Here is a 14,347-nt window from a genome sequence, read left to right as displayed (position 1 = left end):
GCGAATGGGGGTAGGGCACACTCGTGCGCACTCGAAGGCCATCTAATTTACTAGGGGAGACCACAGCCAACCCAGTCGCTAGAAGGTCTCACGATGTATGACGAGAAGTTGATGGTGGTCCATCCCGTGTTGCCAAAGGGTGGGCTTCGCCGGCCAAAAGTGCAGGAACAAGACGGACTGAACGGTCCACAACGAGTCAGCGGCGGCGAGCATGAGTGAGCTCAAGCAGGGCCGCGCCGTCTATTCAGCATTTCCATCAGCGGGGACCGTCCGGATTCCTGCCCGACGGCAGGGAGCGGCCGGTCCGGTTGCCGGCACCCTGGCGCTGCCTGCACCCACATTCACGTTTCCGGACTTCAAGGCGGCGAAGCTGGGGCGCGTGACGAGCAGCTCGCGGCGTGAGGGGGTCCGCTGGGCTAACCGGTACCGGCACCTGCTCATCGGCGCTGACGCCGTGGTGATTGCCGCCGTAACCGCTGCCGCCCACCTCACCCGGTTCGGCCTGAGCACTGCGAGCGTGGTCGAACTCGGCACCTTCCACATTGACTACTTGCACATCTCCGTGGCCATTGCGGCCGCCTGGATGCTGGCGCTGGGTCTGTACAAAAGCCGGGATACCCGGATCGTGGGAATCGGCATCGACGAATACCGGCGCGTCGTCAGCGCCAGTGCAATGCTGCTGGGACTTATCGCCTTGGTTTGCTTTGTCCTCAACATCGACATTGCCCGGGGCTTCTTCGCCCTTGCCCTGCCCACCGGACTGATCGGCCTGCTGGCCGCGCGCTGGAGCCTGCGTCAGTGGCTATCCAGGCAGCGGATTCACGGCCATTACCTGTCCCGCGTAGTCGTGCTGGGCAGGCCGAAGGACGTCCGATACGTCGTCAGCCAGATCGAAAAGAAGTCCGGTGCGGCGTACAAGGTCGTAGGTGTCGCGCTGGCCGGTGCCCACGGCCCCGGCGCCTTCAGCCAAGGCGGCCAGATCTTCAAAGTGGTTGGCGATGAGCGAAGCGTTGTCGAAGCCGTGGCCTCGGTGGACGCCGACGCCGTGATTGTTGCCGGCCCCATGAAGGGCGGCGGCCGCTACATCCAGCGCCTGGGCTGGAAGCTCGAGCAGTCGTCCACCCAGCTGATCCTCACCACCGGGCTGACCAACGTGGCCGGTCCACGGATCCACTCCCGGCCAGTGGAGGGACTTCCGCTCATGCACGTGGAGCTGCCCCAGTATGCCGGTGCGAAACATGCCTTGAAGAGAATATTCGACGTCGTGCTGGCCGCCGTATCCCTGGTGGCGCTCCTGCCGGTGTTCATCTTCCTCGCGGTCATGATCAAACGGGACAGCCCGGGCCCTGTCATTTTCCGGCAGGAGCGGGTTGGCCGGGGTGGTGAGAAGTTCCACATGCTGAAGTTCCGGTCGATGGTCCAGTCCGCCGAGGACGACCTGGCCGGGCTCCTGGAGCAGAACGAGGGCGCCGGCGTGCTGTTCAAGATGCAGAACGATCCCCGCGTCACCCAGGTCGGCCGGTGGATGCGGAAACACTCGCTGGACGAACTTCCGCAGATCTGGAATGTCCTCAAGGGCGACATGAGCCTCGTCGGTCCGCGGCCGCCACTGCAGCGTGAGGTCGACAAGTACCAGCACAAGGTCCTCCGGCGGCTGTACATCAAGCCGGGCCTGACCGGCATGTGGCAGATCAACGGCCGGTCCGAGCTGAACTGGCGGGACAGCGTTCGGCTGGACCTGTATTACGTCGAAAACTGGTCTCTGGCCGGGGACCTGATCATCATCTGGCGCACCGCCAAGATGCTCATCAAGCCGGTAGGAGCGTACTGAAAGTCCGAAGGTCTCGGTTTTACGAATGGGAAGGCAAGGCAATGACCACACTTGTTTCGGGGACTAGTGGGTTTACGGAAGGTTCGAGCGAGCTGCGAGCCGCCATTGATGGGCAGCGTTTCGCCCGGACGCCGGAGGGGGTGTCCTGATGACCGCTCTACCATCTCAGGCTTCCGGAACGGGCCGGCAGCAACCACCGGTAATTGACCTGGCCCAGGCGCCAGGGGCAGGTGAAACATGGGACAAACCGCGGGCTGTGGTGTACGCGTGGCGCGTCTGTGAGCTGTTATTCGTCAGCAACCCCTGGCAGATAAGTTCGCGTCTGAGGGTGGCCGCGCTGCGTGCCTTCGGCGCGGAGATCGGGCCGGGCGTGACTTTCCGGCCCCGGACCCGTGTCAGCCTGCCGTGGAAGCTGCGCATCGGGTCCGGATGCTGGATCGGCGAGGGAGTCTGGTTCCACAACCAGGACGACGTGGTCATAGGGTCGAACGTCGTCGTTTCGCAGGAATGCTTCATCACCACCGGGAGCCACCGGGCTCGGACGGACATGGGACTGATCACCAGTCCGGTGCGGATCGACGACGGCGCCTGGGTCACCACGCGCTGCATGGTGCTCGGCGGCGCCCACATCGGCCGCTCAGCGGTGGTGGAGCCGCTCACCGTGGTCCGCGGGTCCGTTCCGGCGAACGCCGTCTACGGCCGGTCCGCCGGCCCCGCCGTCATCAGGGAGCGGTTCCGCGAAAACGAACTGCCGTGATGGCACAATGCACCCTAGGGGGTAGCCATGGTGGGCAGGGTCTTGGAAATCAGGGCAAACATCTTTTCGGCCATGTACTGATGGCCTGCATCGGTGGGGTGGACGCCGTCGGCGCCAATAAGTTTGGCGTCGGCGCCGAAGAACCAGCCCTCGCTCAGCGGGTTGACGAATGCGGCACCGGCGGCAGATGCGGCACCGGAAATCGCCTGCGTGTTCGCGGTGATGAAGTCCGGCACGTTCTCGTTGACCCACGCCGGCCCCACCACGATCAGCTTCGCATGGGGCGCACGCTCGCGGATCTTGGCATAGAGGTCCGTTGCAGCCGCAGCCATGGCCGAGGCGTCCTGCTTGCCGTCATTCCTGCTCCCGAAGACGAGGACCAGGTCGGCCGACGAGCGCAGGTTGCTGGTGGCGGCTTCGGCGAACGTGGCCTTGTCTGGTCCACGGGTGATGTATCCGGCGCCGGGTACTGCGGTGACGTTCATGTCGACGGGACGGGACTCCGAGTAAAAGCGGGACCCGACGATCTTTGTCCAGTTGGCCGCGCCGTAGCCGCCCTCATCGGAACCTCCGGTATAGGAGTCCCCGATGATGTCAACGTTCGGCACAGTGGGCCGGGTGGCTTGGGCGGCGGCGGAGGTCGGAGCCGGCGACGCGCTCACCCCGTTGTCCCGCATGGTCAGCGCCAGCACGGCGACAACAATTGCCGCCACGGCGAGCAGACCAAACCCCAGTTCCTTGGCGTATCGGAATGGGAAGGATGTTCTGTTCCGGTTTCTGCGCTTCAGAAAATCCATTTGCAAATACTATCGGCTATCCACTCCTGAGGGGGAAGTGCATGCAGAAGATACCAGTTTCGGTCCTGATTCAGACGAAAAATGAAGAGGCGAGCATCGAGAAGTGCCTGGCGGCGCTCAGTGACTTCGACGAAGTCATCGTTGTTGACTCCAACAGCACCGATCGGACCGCGGAGCTCGCCCGCTCCGCCGGGGCGACGGTTGTCAACTTCACCTGGAATGGCGAATTCCCGCAGAAGAAGCAGTGGCAGCTGCAGCACGCATCCACCCGCCACCCCTGGATCCTGTTCCTTGACGCCGATGAATATCCGAGCCGGGAGCTGCTCGCGGAAATCGCCGCGATCGTCTCGAACCCGTCGGAACACCGGGTGGCCTTTGACATCCCCATCTCCTATCACTTCGCTGGCAAGGAGCTCAAGCACGGCCATCAGGTCGTCAAACGGACCCTTTTGAAGCGGGGGTTCAACGAATACAAGGACACCGGATTGATGAAGCTTCCGGTGATCACGGAACTAGAAGTGCACTACCAGCCGGAGACGGTGGGCGACATCGGGCGGACCGAGGGCCTGCTCGCCCACCATGACCTCGACCCGGTGCGCACCTGGTTCGACAGGCACAACAAGTACTCCGACTGGGAAGCGTATATCCATGCTGACCCCGTCATGATGCGCACCGTCCGCTCCTTCAAGAGCGGCCAGGGGCAACGCTTTGACGTTGTCCCCTTCAAACCCCTCGCCTTCTGGCTTTACAGCTACGTCGTCCGCCGCGGTTTCCTGGACGGGCGGGCCGGGTTCGATTACGCCGTCGCGCTGGCTACCTATTACTGGCAGATCGGACTGAAAACACGTGAACTCAAGCGCAATGGCTGGCGGCTGGCTGACCATGCCTGAGCGCGGTGAAGCGGCTCGGTCACGCATTAGTGTGTTGCAGATCGGTGGCCTTGCAGGCCCGGGAGCTGTAGCGGGCGGAGTCTGGGCTGTCGCGCGCATGCAGAGCGCGGCCCTGATCCGCCGCGGCGCCGCTGTCGAGCTGGTCGGAGGCTGGCTCGGGGCCGTCCCCGCCGCTCGGCCTGGATCACACGAGCGGATCTTCCCGGTCCGGCGGCCGTTCCGCGGAGCCCGGCTCAGGGGTCTGATCGGCATCGGCCTCGTCCGCCACGTGTGGGACCGGAGCCGGGGGGTCGACGTCGTGCAGCTTCACCTCTGCCGGGACTTCATCACCACCTGCAGTGCCCTCCTGCTGCGCCGTGCGGCCGCTCCTGTCATCGCCCAGGCCCACGGCATGCTGGCGGTACCGGACTCGCGGGTGCTGCGCCTGTTCGATTCACTGGTCTTTAGGCGTGCGATGCGGACACCGCAATTGTGGTTGACGTTGACGGAAGCCGAAGAGAAGAACCTTGAATCCCTCGGGGTGCCACGGACGAAGATGCGTAGGGTGGTGAACGCCACCGCGGACCCCGGTACCGCGTGGGAAGACCCGCAGGATGCAATCTTCCTCTTTGTTTCACGCCTTGCGCCCCGAAAGCAGCCCACGGTGTTCGTCGAGGCCGCCATTGCCCTATTGCGGAAGGGAACGGAAGCCCGTTTTGTTGTCGCGGGCCCTGACCAGGGTGAACTGGGTGCCGTGCGCGCCCTGATCGACGCTTCCGGCTTCCAGGACCGCTTCGACCTGCCGGGGGAGCTGACCGAACCAGAGGTGCTCGAGGCACTGGCCCACGCGACAGCCGTCGTCTTGCCGGCCCGCCACGAACCGTATCCGATGGTGATTATCGAGGCAGCCGGCGTGGGAACGCCCATCATCGTTACCTCGGAATGCGGACTGTCCTCGAGCCTCCGGGAGGCCGGCGCGGCCATCGTGGCCGAGCCCACGGCGGCGGCGTTCGAAGCCGCCATGGCCGCGGTGGCGGCCGACCAGGATCTGCGGCACCGGCTGAGCGCGCGTGCCCGGGAGCTGCACCGGGGCCTGTGGTCCGCTGAATCACTCGCGGGGCGTCTGCTGGACTTCTACGCGGAGGCGATCGATGCCGGCCGGAACTGACTTCCGAAGCCCGGTCCGCCTGCCGGGTGAGGCCAAGCCCGGAATGAGGGCGGCTTTGGCCATTATGGCTTTTCTGTGTTTCGCCGTTGCCATACCGTTCATCCTTCGGGTGACTTCGGAGGCGGCTTACACCGATTCCGAATTCCTCATCCGCTATTCGGCCCTCCTCTATTCCGCCTTCCGCCTGAGCGTCATCCTGTGGCGGGACGAAGTGCGTCCGGTCGCAGGCGTCTTCTGGATGTTCGTATATATCTGCCTCGGCGTCGTCCCGCTGGCGCAGTTGTCGACTGGCGCGTCCACCATCCTGGCCGTCCAGGTGGACGACGCCACCCTCCAGGCCACGACCGCTATCACGCTGCTCGGCTGTATCAGCTTCGACATTGCCTACCACATCCGACTCGCCGCGAAAGGCGGAACCACGGCACCGGTGGCGACGCTGCGCAGCATGGACACCCTGCGGATCTTTGCGGGGATCGCGGTCCTGGGCGGGCTGGTCTACGTGGCGCAGGTCGGCGGCATCAGCGTGTTCTTTGCCAGCCGCCAGGAGGCCGGCCAGGCCCTCGACCAGGTGAGCCCCGACAGCGGGCAGGCCGCCCGCGCGATCATTTCCGCCTTCGGGTCGGTGGCCTGCCTGGTTGGGCTCATTTTCTACATCCACGCGGTGCGCCTGCTCCGGAGTTCCCTGAACCTTCTTGACACTGCGCTGATGGTCGCCCTGGTCGGGCTGAACGTGATCGTCAACAACCCGATCTCCAATTCGCGTTACTGGACCTTGGCTGTGCTCTTCGGCTTGATCATGCCGTTGATCGGGGCCCGCAAGTCGTTCTTCAACCTCGCGATAATCGGCGGGGTTGTAGCGGCGATTTTTCTTTTCCCGCTAAGTGACATCACGCGCCGCGCGGCCGGGACCGGGGCCCTGCTGCAAACGGACTCAGTGTGGCGGATGATATCCACCAAGGATTACGACCAGTTCAGTATGCTGGCGAACACTCTTGGCTTCACCCGGGACGAGGGATTTACTTGGGGAAACCAGTTCCTGGGCGCCCTGCTGTTCTGGGTGCCGCGTGTCATCTGGCCGACCAAGCCGCTCGACAGCGGGGTTGAGGTGGGCCTGTGGATGAACAGCGCCAACGTCAACCTTTCCTCACCCCTATGGGCCGAGGCCTGGATAAATTTCGGAGTAGCAGGGGTAATCCTCTCCTTTGCCGTGCTGGGGTTGCTGAGCAGGAGGCTCGACTCCGGCTTCGGGGCGGGCGCCTTGTCGGCCGGGTCGGTCGGCTACCTCGGCGTTTCCATCTTCTCCGGGTACATGTTCATCCTCCTGCGAGGATCCCTGCTGCAGTCCATGGGCCGGCTAATGATCCTCGCCCTGGCAATTGCCTTTCTGAGCGGAACCGTCAAACGAAAGCCTGGGGACAGCTAATGACCACGAACAAGCTCGAGCGTCCAGGCCAGGCAAAGCCCAATTTCTCCCAGTCCTTCAGGGAACTGAGCCTGGCCCAAAAGGGCAAGAAGGGCGTACCGGTGTACACCCTTTACATCAACAGGCCCGCTGGCCGGGTTGTGGCGGCCGCGCTCCGGAACACCCGGTTCAGGCCGAACCACGTCACGTTCGCCGGTGCCATCCTTACCTATGGCGCCCTGCTGTGGCTGGCGTTCGGGCCCGGCTCCGGGGCGGTTTACGCCCTCGTGGGTTTGATCCTCGCTGCCGGTTTTATCCTCGACTCCGCCGACGGGCAGCTCGCCCGGCTCCAGGGACGCAGTTCAAAGTTGGGCGAGTGGCTGGACCACGTGCTGGACAGCGGCAGGATCGTTGTGCTGCACGGATCCGTCTTTTGCTTTCTTCTGCGTGCCACTTCGATTCCGGCCCTGCCGTTGGCCGTGCTGTGCGGGGTGTTCCTCTTCGCGAGTTCCACGATCTTCTTCGCAGGCGCTCTCTTTGATCAGCTGAACCGGCACTCAGCGCCGCCTTTGCCGGGCGGCAGCCCGGATACCCGGAGCTCGCTGAAGCGGTCTGTCCTGACGTTGCCGGTTGACTACGGCACAACCTGCCTGGTGCTGGTGACAGTGCCCTGGGCCGGCATCTTCCTGCCGCTGTATGCGGCTTTGGCGCTCATTCATTGCCTGTTCTGCGCCGCCTACCTAACCAAGTTTTTCCGTACGCTGGCGAGGATGGGCTGAATGGCCCGGCTGAGCAGATACGTTGCAATTGGGGACCAAGCGGTATCGAGCATTTCAAATTTCGTAGCGGTGGCCATCACGGCCAACGTTGCGACCGCCGGCGAATTTGGCCAATTTTCCCTGGGCTACGCCGGTTTGCTCCTCTTTCTCGGCGCCCAGCGCGCCCTCATCGGTGAGACCCTGCTGGTCAAGTACTCCGCTGCGGGCGCCCTGGATCCCACCGCGAGGAAGGCCGTTCTGGGCGCCAGTGTCCTGGCAGCCGCCGCTGCCCTGCCTTTGCTGCTCACGGGCGCGATCCTGACCGATGAATCTTCCCGCCTCCTCTGGCTCGTGATCGCCGCGAGCCTGCCGTTTGTGCTCGTCCAGGACACGCTCAGATACCTGTTTATCTGCGAGGGCAGCCCGTCGCGCGCGCTGTTGATCGACGGCGTGTGGGCCGTGCTGTCCATCTCTTCGATGGTGTTCGTTGCGCTCAACGCCGGCACGGTGTCGGCCGTGGTGCTCTGCTGGGGCGGCGGCGCAGCTGCGGCACTGGCATTGGGCCTCGTTCTTGGCCGGGCGCTGCCGTCGCCCCGGGCCGGGACGCGCTGGCTGAGCGCAAACCGGAACCCCGGCTTGCGCTACCTTGGGGAGTTCTCCGCCCTCAACGCGTCCACCTTTGTTGTCCTCTACCTCCTCGCGATCCCCTTGGGCGCCGCGGGCGTCGGCGCGCTGCGCGCCGCACAATTGCTCTTCTCACCGCTAAATACCGCCTTCTCCGCGATCAAGATGGCTGTCATTCCTGAACTGGTGCGTTCCCGGGGAACCCGGGTGTTCCGGAACCGGCTTATTGAAACATTCGTCATAGTGGCAGCCCTGGCGGGATTCTGGGGCGCGGTGGTGATGGTCTTGCCGGCCTCGGTGGGAGCCCTGCTGCTCGGTGACACCTGGCAGTCGGCGTCCGAACTCCGCCTGCCGTACTTCCTGCAGTACGTGGCGATGGTGCCCTACACCGTGCTGCTCGCCTACTACCGGTCGGTCCAGGCGAACCGGCTGTCCACCCTCATGCGCGCGGTCCTGGCCGGCCTGACCCTCGTGCTGCCGCTTGCTCTGGCCTATGCGGGCGGGACCCCGGCGGCTGCATGGGCATTCACTGTCGCGGTGGCTGCCGCCACGGTCGTCGGAGGGATAGCCACGCTGCTGTCCAGGTCGAAGTCCCGGACGGAACACCCGCACCGGTCCGCGCCCACTGATGCTCGAGCTGCGGCCGGCCGCTGACACAAGGTGAGGGTGGGGAACTGAACGATGAAGCCGGCGGGGGTTTGTCAGGTCCCGGATTTGCCCGGTCCGGACTAAGTGATGGAGACGTTCCGGAACTGCACCGGGACAGGATCCGGGTAGTCCTTGCAGAGGCTGACGTAGCCGCCGCGATATTCCCGGTCCATGGTCATTCCGGACCAGCCGGTGCCATCCAGCCTGGAGAACCGGAGTGAAGCCGGCGTGACCTCGATCTTGAAGCGCATCCATTCTGCGGCGCGGACCGGGGCCGTCATGATCGACTGCAGTCGGGTGCCGGCTGGGTTTCCGGGATCCCGCCGGTAAAGGACCAGCTCGCCTGCCGGTCGGATGATCAGGTGATAGCCGCCGACGCTGCTGGGCAGCAGGACACGGTAGGGCGAGTCATCCTGCTGCCCGAAAGCTATTCCGGCATGAAGCAGTTCCGAGGGGAGCTCCTTCGGCCAACACATGTCGAAGGCCAGGCTGTGCATCTCCCGAGTGACGGGACCCATCGAGCCGAGCCGGTAACTGAAGTTCTGGTCCTTGTCCAACAATACGGAGGCAGAAGCGGCGTCGACCGTTGGCTGGGCATCCCAGCCCTGGTCCACGGTCCAGGGAAGGTCGCCGGCAGCCCGTTCGCCGGTGGAAAACCGATCTTGGGTTTCCGCAGGCCCAGTCGACATGACGTATGGCACGTTGGCACACATCACTCCCTGGACGCCGAGAGAGGTTACCCGGTCGCAAGCGGAGCGGGTGTGAATTTCCCAGCAAATGACGGGCTTGTTGTAGGACACGGCTTTGCTGATGGTCCCGTCATCTGCGCTGTGATGAATGCCGAGATAGTCGAAGCGGGTAGCTAACTCGTCAAGGCGAGGTTCGGTATCGGGCATGAAATAGCCCCAGGTCTTGTAGCCGCGTGCCGAGGCTTCCGCTACTTGAAGGGCCGGGGCGGGTTGCTTCCAGACGAAGTGCTCGGTGGAAGCCGGGTAGCTGTCCATCAGGTCCAGCAGTGCCACCGTGTTGGTTCCTTGTTTGTCCTCGATGAAAATCACATGGGAGCTGGCGAACCGGTCGAGGACTTCCCGCACCGTCGGAATCGGCTCCAGCCCTGTCGCCGGGCCGAGCCAGCCCCGAGCGTCGACCCGGAGGGCGCTCAGCTCCGCGTACGTGAGTTCGGCCACATCACGGTCCTGGCCAGTCACCCTGAGCGCGTTCTGGTCATGATGGCAGACCAGCACTCCGTCGCTCGTCGAGTTCACGGATACTTCAAGCGCCGGAACGCCGGCCTTCGTCGACTGCAGATACGCACGCATCGTGTGCTCAGGCCAGTTGTCTCCCGATCCACGATGTGCCACAAAGAAACGATCCTGGCTAAAGAGGCTCGCAACTGTATGTATGGGCGCGGCCTCGGCAGCCGGTTTCGCCGGGCTGCAGCCGGCAAGAAACAATCCCGACGCCCCCAAGGCGATGGCTTGGCGGCGGGAGAGGAATGTGGGACCAACCGAAGCAGCTCTTGGATTCGGCCCAGAAACTCTGGAGTTGTTATCCAAAAACATCTCAAGCCTCTAACGGCTCGTTATCTTCAAGACCGCCGCCAAGCAGGTTCAGGGCCCGGCGGAGCATGGTACTGGAGGTATGGACGGTGTACGGAAAATACACCACCTCGACGCCGACTTCCTGCATTCCTGCCTCAAGGCGGAGCCCCTTCTCGGTTCCGCGCCAATCATCACCTTTGAAAAAAACATTGAAACCAAAAGCGCGCCAGGCGTCCACCTTGTCGACGAAGTCGTCTACCACCACCTCGTCGACGAGTCGGATATTCCGCACGATCTCAAGACGTTCATGCAGAGGTACCACCGGCTCTTTGCTTTTCTGGCGCATGGTCGAGTCAGCGGAGACGACCCCGGCGATCAAATAGTCGCAGTTCTGTCGTGCGTGTTTCAGGAGATTGAGGTGCCCGATGTGGAACAGGTCGTAAACACCCGATGCGTAGCCAATGCGAACGGTCATGGCGGTCTCGATTCTTCACTGATGCCGAATAGGTGTAATAGGCACCAGCCGGCCGTCGAGGCGCGGGGCTGGTCCCCCCAAGTTCCATGCTGAGGGGGCAACCGCCCGGCGGAAAGCACTTTCGGGAGAAACGCGTGGGACAACGGAAAAAGCAGGTACTCGTTCCAGCAAGACAAGTAGGGCCTATTGAAAAGCTAGTAGGAGCAACCGTTCCCGCACTTGGGCTTTGCTGATTGGATCTTTGTAGTTTCAGCCCTGAAGCTCATGTTAAGTACGGGGGAACTCCATGCGTCAAAAGATCCCAGCTGTATTGGCAGGTATTGCACTTGCCGTTGCGCCGTTAATGGCGACTAGCAGTCCTGCGCTCGCCCTTTCTCCGGGAGTGGCGTTTTCCGCCAGCGAACTCCCGACCTGGCAGACCAACGGCGTTGCCTGGGCCATGGCCCAGTCGAACGGTGTTGTCTATGCCGGCGGAACGTTTACCCAGATCCGGCCTCCCGGCACCGCGGCCGGCAACGCGCAGTCCCGAAATGCCGTCAACTTCGCGGCCTTCGACGCCTACACGGGCAACCCGACCTCCTGTGCCCTGTCCGCGACCGGCGGTACCGGGACAACCGTGCGTGCGCTGGCAGTGACTCCGGACGGCACCCGGCTCTACATCGGCGGCCAGTTCGGAGCGATCAACGGCGTCAACACCACGCGGATCGCCGCCGTCAAACTTCCGGAGTGCACGGTGGACACCACTTTCCGGCCTGCCCCGGTCTCAGCAGTAGTCCGGACCATCGCGGCAACGAACACGGCCGTCTATTTCGGCGGTGACTTCCAGACCGTCGGCACGGACGCCCGCAGCCGCTTCGCCGCGGTGGACAACACCGGTGCGCTGCTGCCCTGGGCCCCGGCGGCCAGTGCGCCCGGCCGGGCACTGACCCTTCCGGCCGGCCGCAACGTCGCCGTCATCGGCGGCGACTTCGCCACAGTGAATGGCGTTGCCTCCCAGGCGATCGCGGTCGTGGACGCAACCACCGGCGCCAATGTGCGCGCCTACGGCGCCACTTTCATTCCGCGCACGTCGGTCACGAAGAGCATTGTTGACGACGGGCAGAGCTTCTTCATCGGCAACGAGGGCACGGGCGGCGGCGTCTTCGACGGCCGGGCACGCTTCAGCCTGGATACCTACGACCAGGTCTGGCGGGACACCTGCCTCGGCGCCACCCAGGCAGTGGACGTCTACCAGGGTGTCCTCTATGGCGCAAGCCACCTGCACGACTGCCCCGGCATGAACATGATGGCCGACGGTGAGCGGCAGCACCTGACCGCGCAGCGCGCCGACGACCGCACCCACCTGGGCTGGAGCCCGGACACGAACGACGGCATCGGCGAGAAAATTGGCCCGCGTGCGCTGACGCACACGAACACGGGCGCCGGTGACGTGCTGTGGGTTGCAGGCGAATTCACCATGACGAACGGCAGGAACCAGCAGGGTCTGACCCGGTTCGGTCCCGGCCCGGGAACGGCGGCGCCCTCGACGCCCGCCAACGTCACCGCGGCCAGCCTGAGCACCGGTGAAAACCAGGTCCGGTGGCGCGCGAGCCTGGACAACGATGATTCCGAGCTGACCTACAACGTGTACCGGAACGGCTCGGCGACTCCGCTGGGCACCGTCACCGCCAGCTCACTGTGGTGGTCCACCGGCCAGGTGTCCTTCACCGACAAGACGGCCGTACCCGGAACCCAGTACAGCTACCGCGTCCGGGCGACGGACGGCACCAACACGAGCGCGCTCTCGGCGACAGTTACCGTCGCGACGGCCCGGACCAATGCCGCCTACCCCGCTGCAGTTCTCGGGGCCGGTGCCAGCACGTACTGGCGGCTGGACAACGCCGGACCGACGGTGGGCGCCGACAGCTCACCGGGCAACAATCTCGAGCTGAGCTACGGCGGGCCAACCTTCGCCGGCGACACGGGAGCGGTCGCAAACGACCCCAGCCGGTCGACGACGTTCAACGGCACCAGCGCCTACGCCTACGGCCAGAACCGCGGCAATGCGCCCACCGTCTACACCGCCGAAGTCTGGTTCAAGACGAACACGACCCAGGGCGGGAAGATCTTCGGCTTCGGCAGCGGCCAGCCGAACCGGCACGGCACGAATCCCGGACTCAGCAGCAATTACGATCGCAACCTCTACATGACCAACGCCGGCACGCTGGTCTACGGCGTGTATGTCAACGGAACGCGGACGGTCACGTCGGTTCTTCCGTACAACGACAACGCCTGGCACCATGCGGTGGCAACCCAGGGCAGCGACGGCATGCGGCTCTACGTGGACGGAGCCCAGATCGGGGCACTGCCCACCCAGACCGCGGCGCAGCCCTACTGGGGATCGTGGCGGATCGGCGGAGACCAGCTCAACAGCTGGCCGTTGCGCCCTACGAGCAACTACTTCGCCGGCTCCATCGACGAGTTCGCTGTCTACCCCTCGGTGCTCTCGGCAACGCAGGTCACCGACCACTACAACCTCGGAAAGGGAATCGGGCAGCCGGTACCCGACACAGAGGCCCCCGCCGCCGTAACGGGAGTCACTGCCGCGGTCAACGCAAATGATGTGACGGTTTCCTGGAACGCAACCACCGACAACGTCGGGGTCACTGCCTACCAGGTCCACCGGTCGGGCACCAGCGGATTCACGCCGTCGGACGCCAGCCTCGCCGCCACCGTCACCGGGAGCACGCTCAGCTGGTCGGACACGGCCCGCCCGGCTGGCACTTACTACTACAACGTGCTCGCTACCGACGAGGCCGGCAATGTCAGCGGCCCGTCCAACGAGGCAGCCGCCACCGTGGTTCCTGCACCCCAGGCCGTCACGCTGAGGCTGGCTCCGACCGCCGACACCTACGTGAACGCGGGGGCTCCGACTGCCGTGGCAGGAGGCTTCACAACCCTGGCCACTCGGGGCACGTCGGCTTACATCACGTACATGCGTTTCAACGCGGCGTCCCAGGTCCCCGCGGGCCAGCGTCTCGTGTCGGCATCGTTGAACTTCTCGACGACTGCGGATACTTTCGCTGGCTCCAACGACCCGCAGCAAACGGTGGCGATGGCCGGTGATTGGTCGGAGGCAACCACCACGTACAACAACCGTCCCCAAACCAGCAGCACCACGCTGGGCACACTTACCGGTCCGACTGCACCCAACGCGTCGTATTCCATCGAACTCGACGCGGCGGCAATCTCAGCAGCGCTTGCGGGCGATATCAACTTCTCGATGCAGAGCTCAGGAACCGACAACATGTGGTTCTTCTCGCGGGAAGCCACGCTTGCCAAGCGTCCGGCGTTGGTCTTGAACTTCGAGCCCACCGCATAGACAAGAACAGCTCTCGAAAGAAAAACATCCCATGAATAACGGTCTCTCAAAACCCCTGGGATTGGTGCTTCTGGCGGCTGCGGTTTTCGCAGCCGCCGGTTGCACCGCCCCGGGAA

Annotated in this window: 11 protein-coding genes; 8 read left to right on the top strand and 3 right to left on the bottom strand. The window is 64.2% G+C overall.

Going from position 1 to position 14,347, the window contains the following annotated elements; all coding sequences use genetic code 11:
- The first annotated feature begins 211 nt into the window (after positions 1–211).
- Together OM977_RS18575 and OM977_RS18570 are read left to right on the top strand one after the other, a co-directional pair.
- A complete protein-coding gene (locus OM977_RS18575) occupies positions 212–1,831 on the top strand; it encodes a sugar transferase (RefSeq protein ID WP_264355351.1) in 1,620 nt (539 codons plus the stop codon).
- Between the two features lie 328 nt (positions 1,832–2,159).
- Positions 2,160–2,588, top strand: coding sequence for an acetyltransferase (locus OM977_RS18570; protein WP_264355350.1), 429 nt, complete (start codon positions 2,160–2,162; stop codon positions 2,586–2,588).
- A gap of 14 nt (positions 2,589–2,602) precedes the next feature.
- On the opposite strand, the gene OM977_RS18565 is transcribed toward OM977_RS18570, so the two are convergent.
- Positions 2,603–3,385, bottom strand: coding sequence for an SGNH/GDSL hydrolase family protein (locus OM977_RS18565; protein ID WP_264355349.1), 783 nt, complete (start codon positions 3,383–3,385; stop codon positions 2,603–2,605).
- Positions 3,386–3,426: 41 nt separating this feature from the next.
- On the opposite strand from OM977_RS18565, the gene OM977_RS18560 reads away from it, so the two are divergent.
- The 5 genes from OM977_RS18560 (at position 3,427) to OM977_RS18540 (ending at position 8,860) form a co-directional block, all read left to right on the top strand.
- Positions 3,427–4,275, top strand: coding sequence for a glycosyltransferase family 2 protein (locus OM977_RS18560; protein ID WP_264355348.1), 849 nt, complete (start codon positions 3,427–3,429; stop codon positions 4,273–4,275).
- 97 nt (positions 4,276–4,372) lie between these two features.
- Positions 4,373–5,422, top strand: a complete 1,050-nt coding sequence (locus OM977_RS18555) for a glycosyltransferase (protein ID WP_264355347.1) — start codon at positions 4,373–4,375, stop codon at positions 5,420–5,422.
- Between the two features lie 109 nt (positions 5,423–5,531).
- The gene (locus tag OM977_RS18550) at positions 5,532–6,845 is read left to right on the top strand and encodes a hypothetical protein (RefSeq protein WP_264355346.1); all 1,314 of its coding nucleotides are present in this window, start codon (positions 5,532–5,534) and stop codon (positions 6,843–6,845) included.
- On the top strand, positions 6,845–7,603 hold the full coding sequence (locus OM977_RS18545; protein ID WP_264355345.1) for a CDP-alcohol phosphatidyltransferase family protein: 759 nt from the start codon (positions 6,845–6,847) through the stop codon (positions 7,601–7,603). The genes OM977_RS18550 and OM977_RS18545 overlap by 1 nt, the downstream gene beginning before the upstream one ends.
- Before the next feature lie 69 nt (positions 7,604–7,672).
- Entirely contained in the window at positions 7,673–8,860 is a 1,188-nt protein-coding gene (locus OM977_RS18540; protein WP_264355344.1) for a hypothetical protein, read from the top strand.
- Positions 8,861–8,934: 74 nt separating this feature from the next.
- On the opposite strand, the gene OM977_RS18535 is transcribed toward OM977_RS18540, so the two are convergent.
- Entirely contained in the window at positions 8,935–10,215 is a 1,281-nt protein-coding gene (locus tag OM977_RS18535; RefSeq protein ID WP_264355343.1) for a glycerophosphodiester phosphodiesterase, read from the bottom strand.
- 202 nt (positions 10,216–10,417) lie between these two features.
- On the bottom strand, positions 10,418–10,870 hold the full coding sequence (locus OM977_RS18530) for an adenylyltransferase/cytidyltransferase family protein (RefSeq protein ID WP_264355342.1): 453 nt from the start codon (positions 10,868–10,870) through the stop codon (positions 10,418–10,420).
- A gap of 382 nt (positions 10,871–11,252) precedes the next feature.
- On the opposite strand from OM977_RS18530, the gene OM977_RS18525 reads away from it, so the two are divergent.
- Positions 11,253–14,231 carry a LamG-like jellyroll fold domain-containing protein gene (locus OM977_RS18525; RefSeq protein WP_264355340.1) on the top strand — a complete coding sequence of 993 codons (2,979 nt, stop codon included), beginning with the start codon at positions 11,253–11,255 and terminating at the stop codon, positions 14,229–14,231.
- Positions 14,232–14,347: the final 116 nt, after the last annotated feature.

Source organism: Pseudarthrobacter sp. MM222 (assembly GCF_947090775.1).
Taxonomy (GTDB): domain Bacteria; phylum Actinomycetota; class Actinomycetes; order Actinomycetales; family Micrococcaceae; genus Arthrobacter.
The sequence above is the reverse complement of the archived record's forward strand: the minus strand, read 5'-3'. Positions and strand labels throughout refer to the sequence as shown.

What these genes read in the sequence shown, in the direction of transcription:
- OM977_RS18560 (WP_264355348.1), top strand. Translation starts at nt 3,427, where the DNA reads ATGCAGAAGATACCAGTTTCGGTCCTGATTCAGACGAAAAATGAAGAG.
- OM977_RS18565 (WP_264355349.1), bottom strand. Translation starts at nt 3,385, where the DNA reads ATGGATTTTCTGAAGCGCAGAAACCGGAACAGAACATCCTTCCCATTC.
- OM977_RS18555 (WP_264355347.1), top strand. Translation starts at nt 4,373, where the DNA reads ATGCAGAGCGCGGCCCTGATCCGCCGCGGCGCCGCTGTCGAGCTGGTC.
- OM977_RS18530 (WP_264355342.1), bottom strand. Translation starts at nt 10,870, where the DNA reads ATGACCGTTCGCATTGGCTACGCATCGGGTGTTTACGACCTGTTCCAC.
- OM977_RS18545 (WP_264355345.1), top strand. Translation starts at nt 6,845, where the DNA reads ATGACCACGAACAAGCTCGAGCGTCCAGGCCAGGCAAAGCCCAATTTC.
- OM977_RS18575 (WP_264355351.1), top strand. Translation starts at nt 212, where the DNA reads ATGAGTGAGCTCAAGCAGGGCCGCGCCGTCTATTCAGCATTTCCATCA.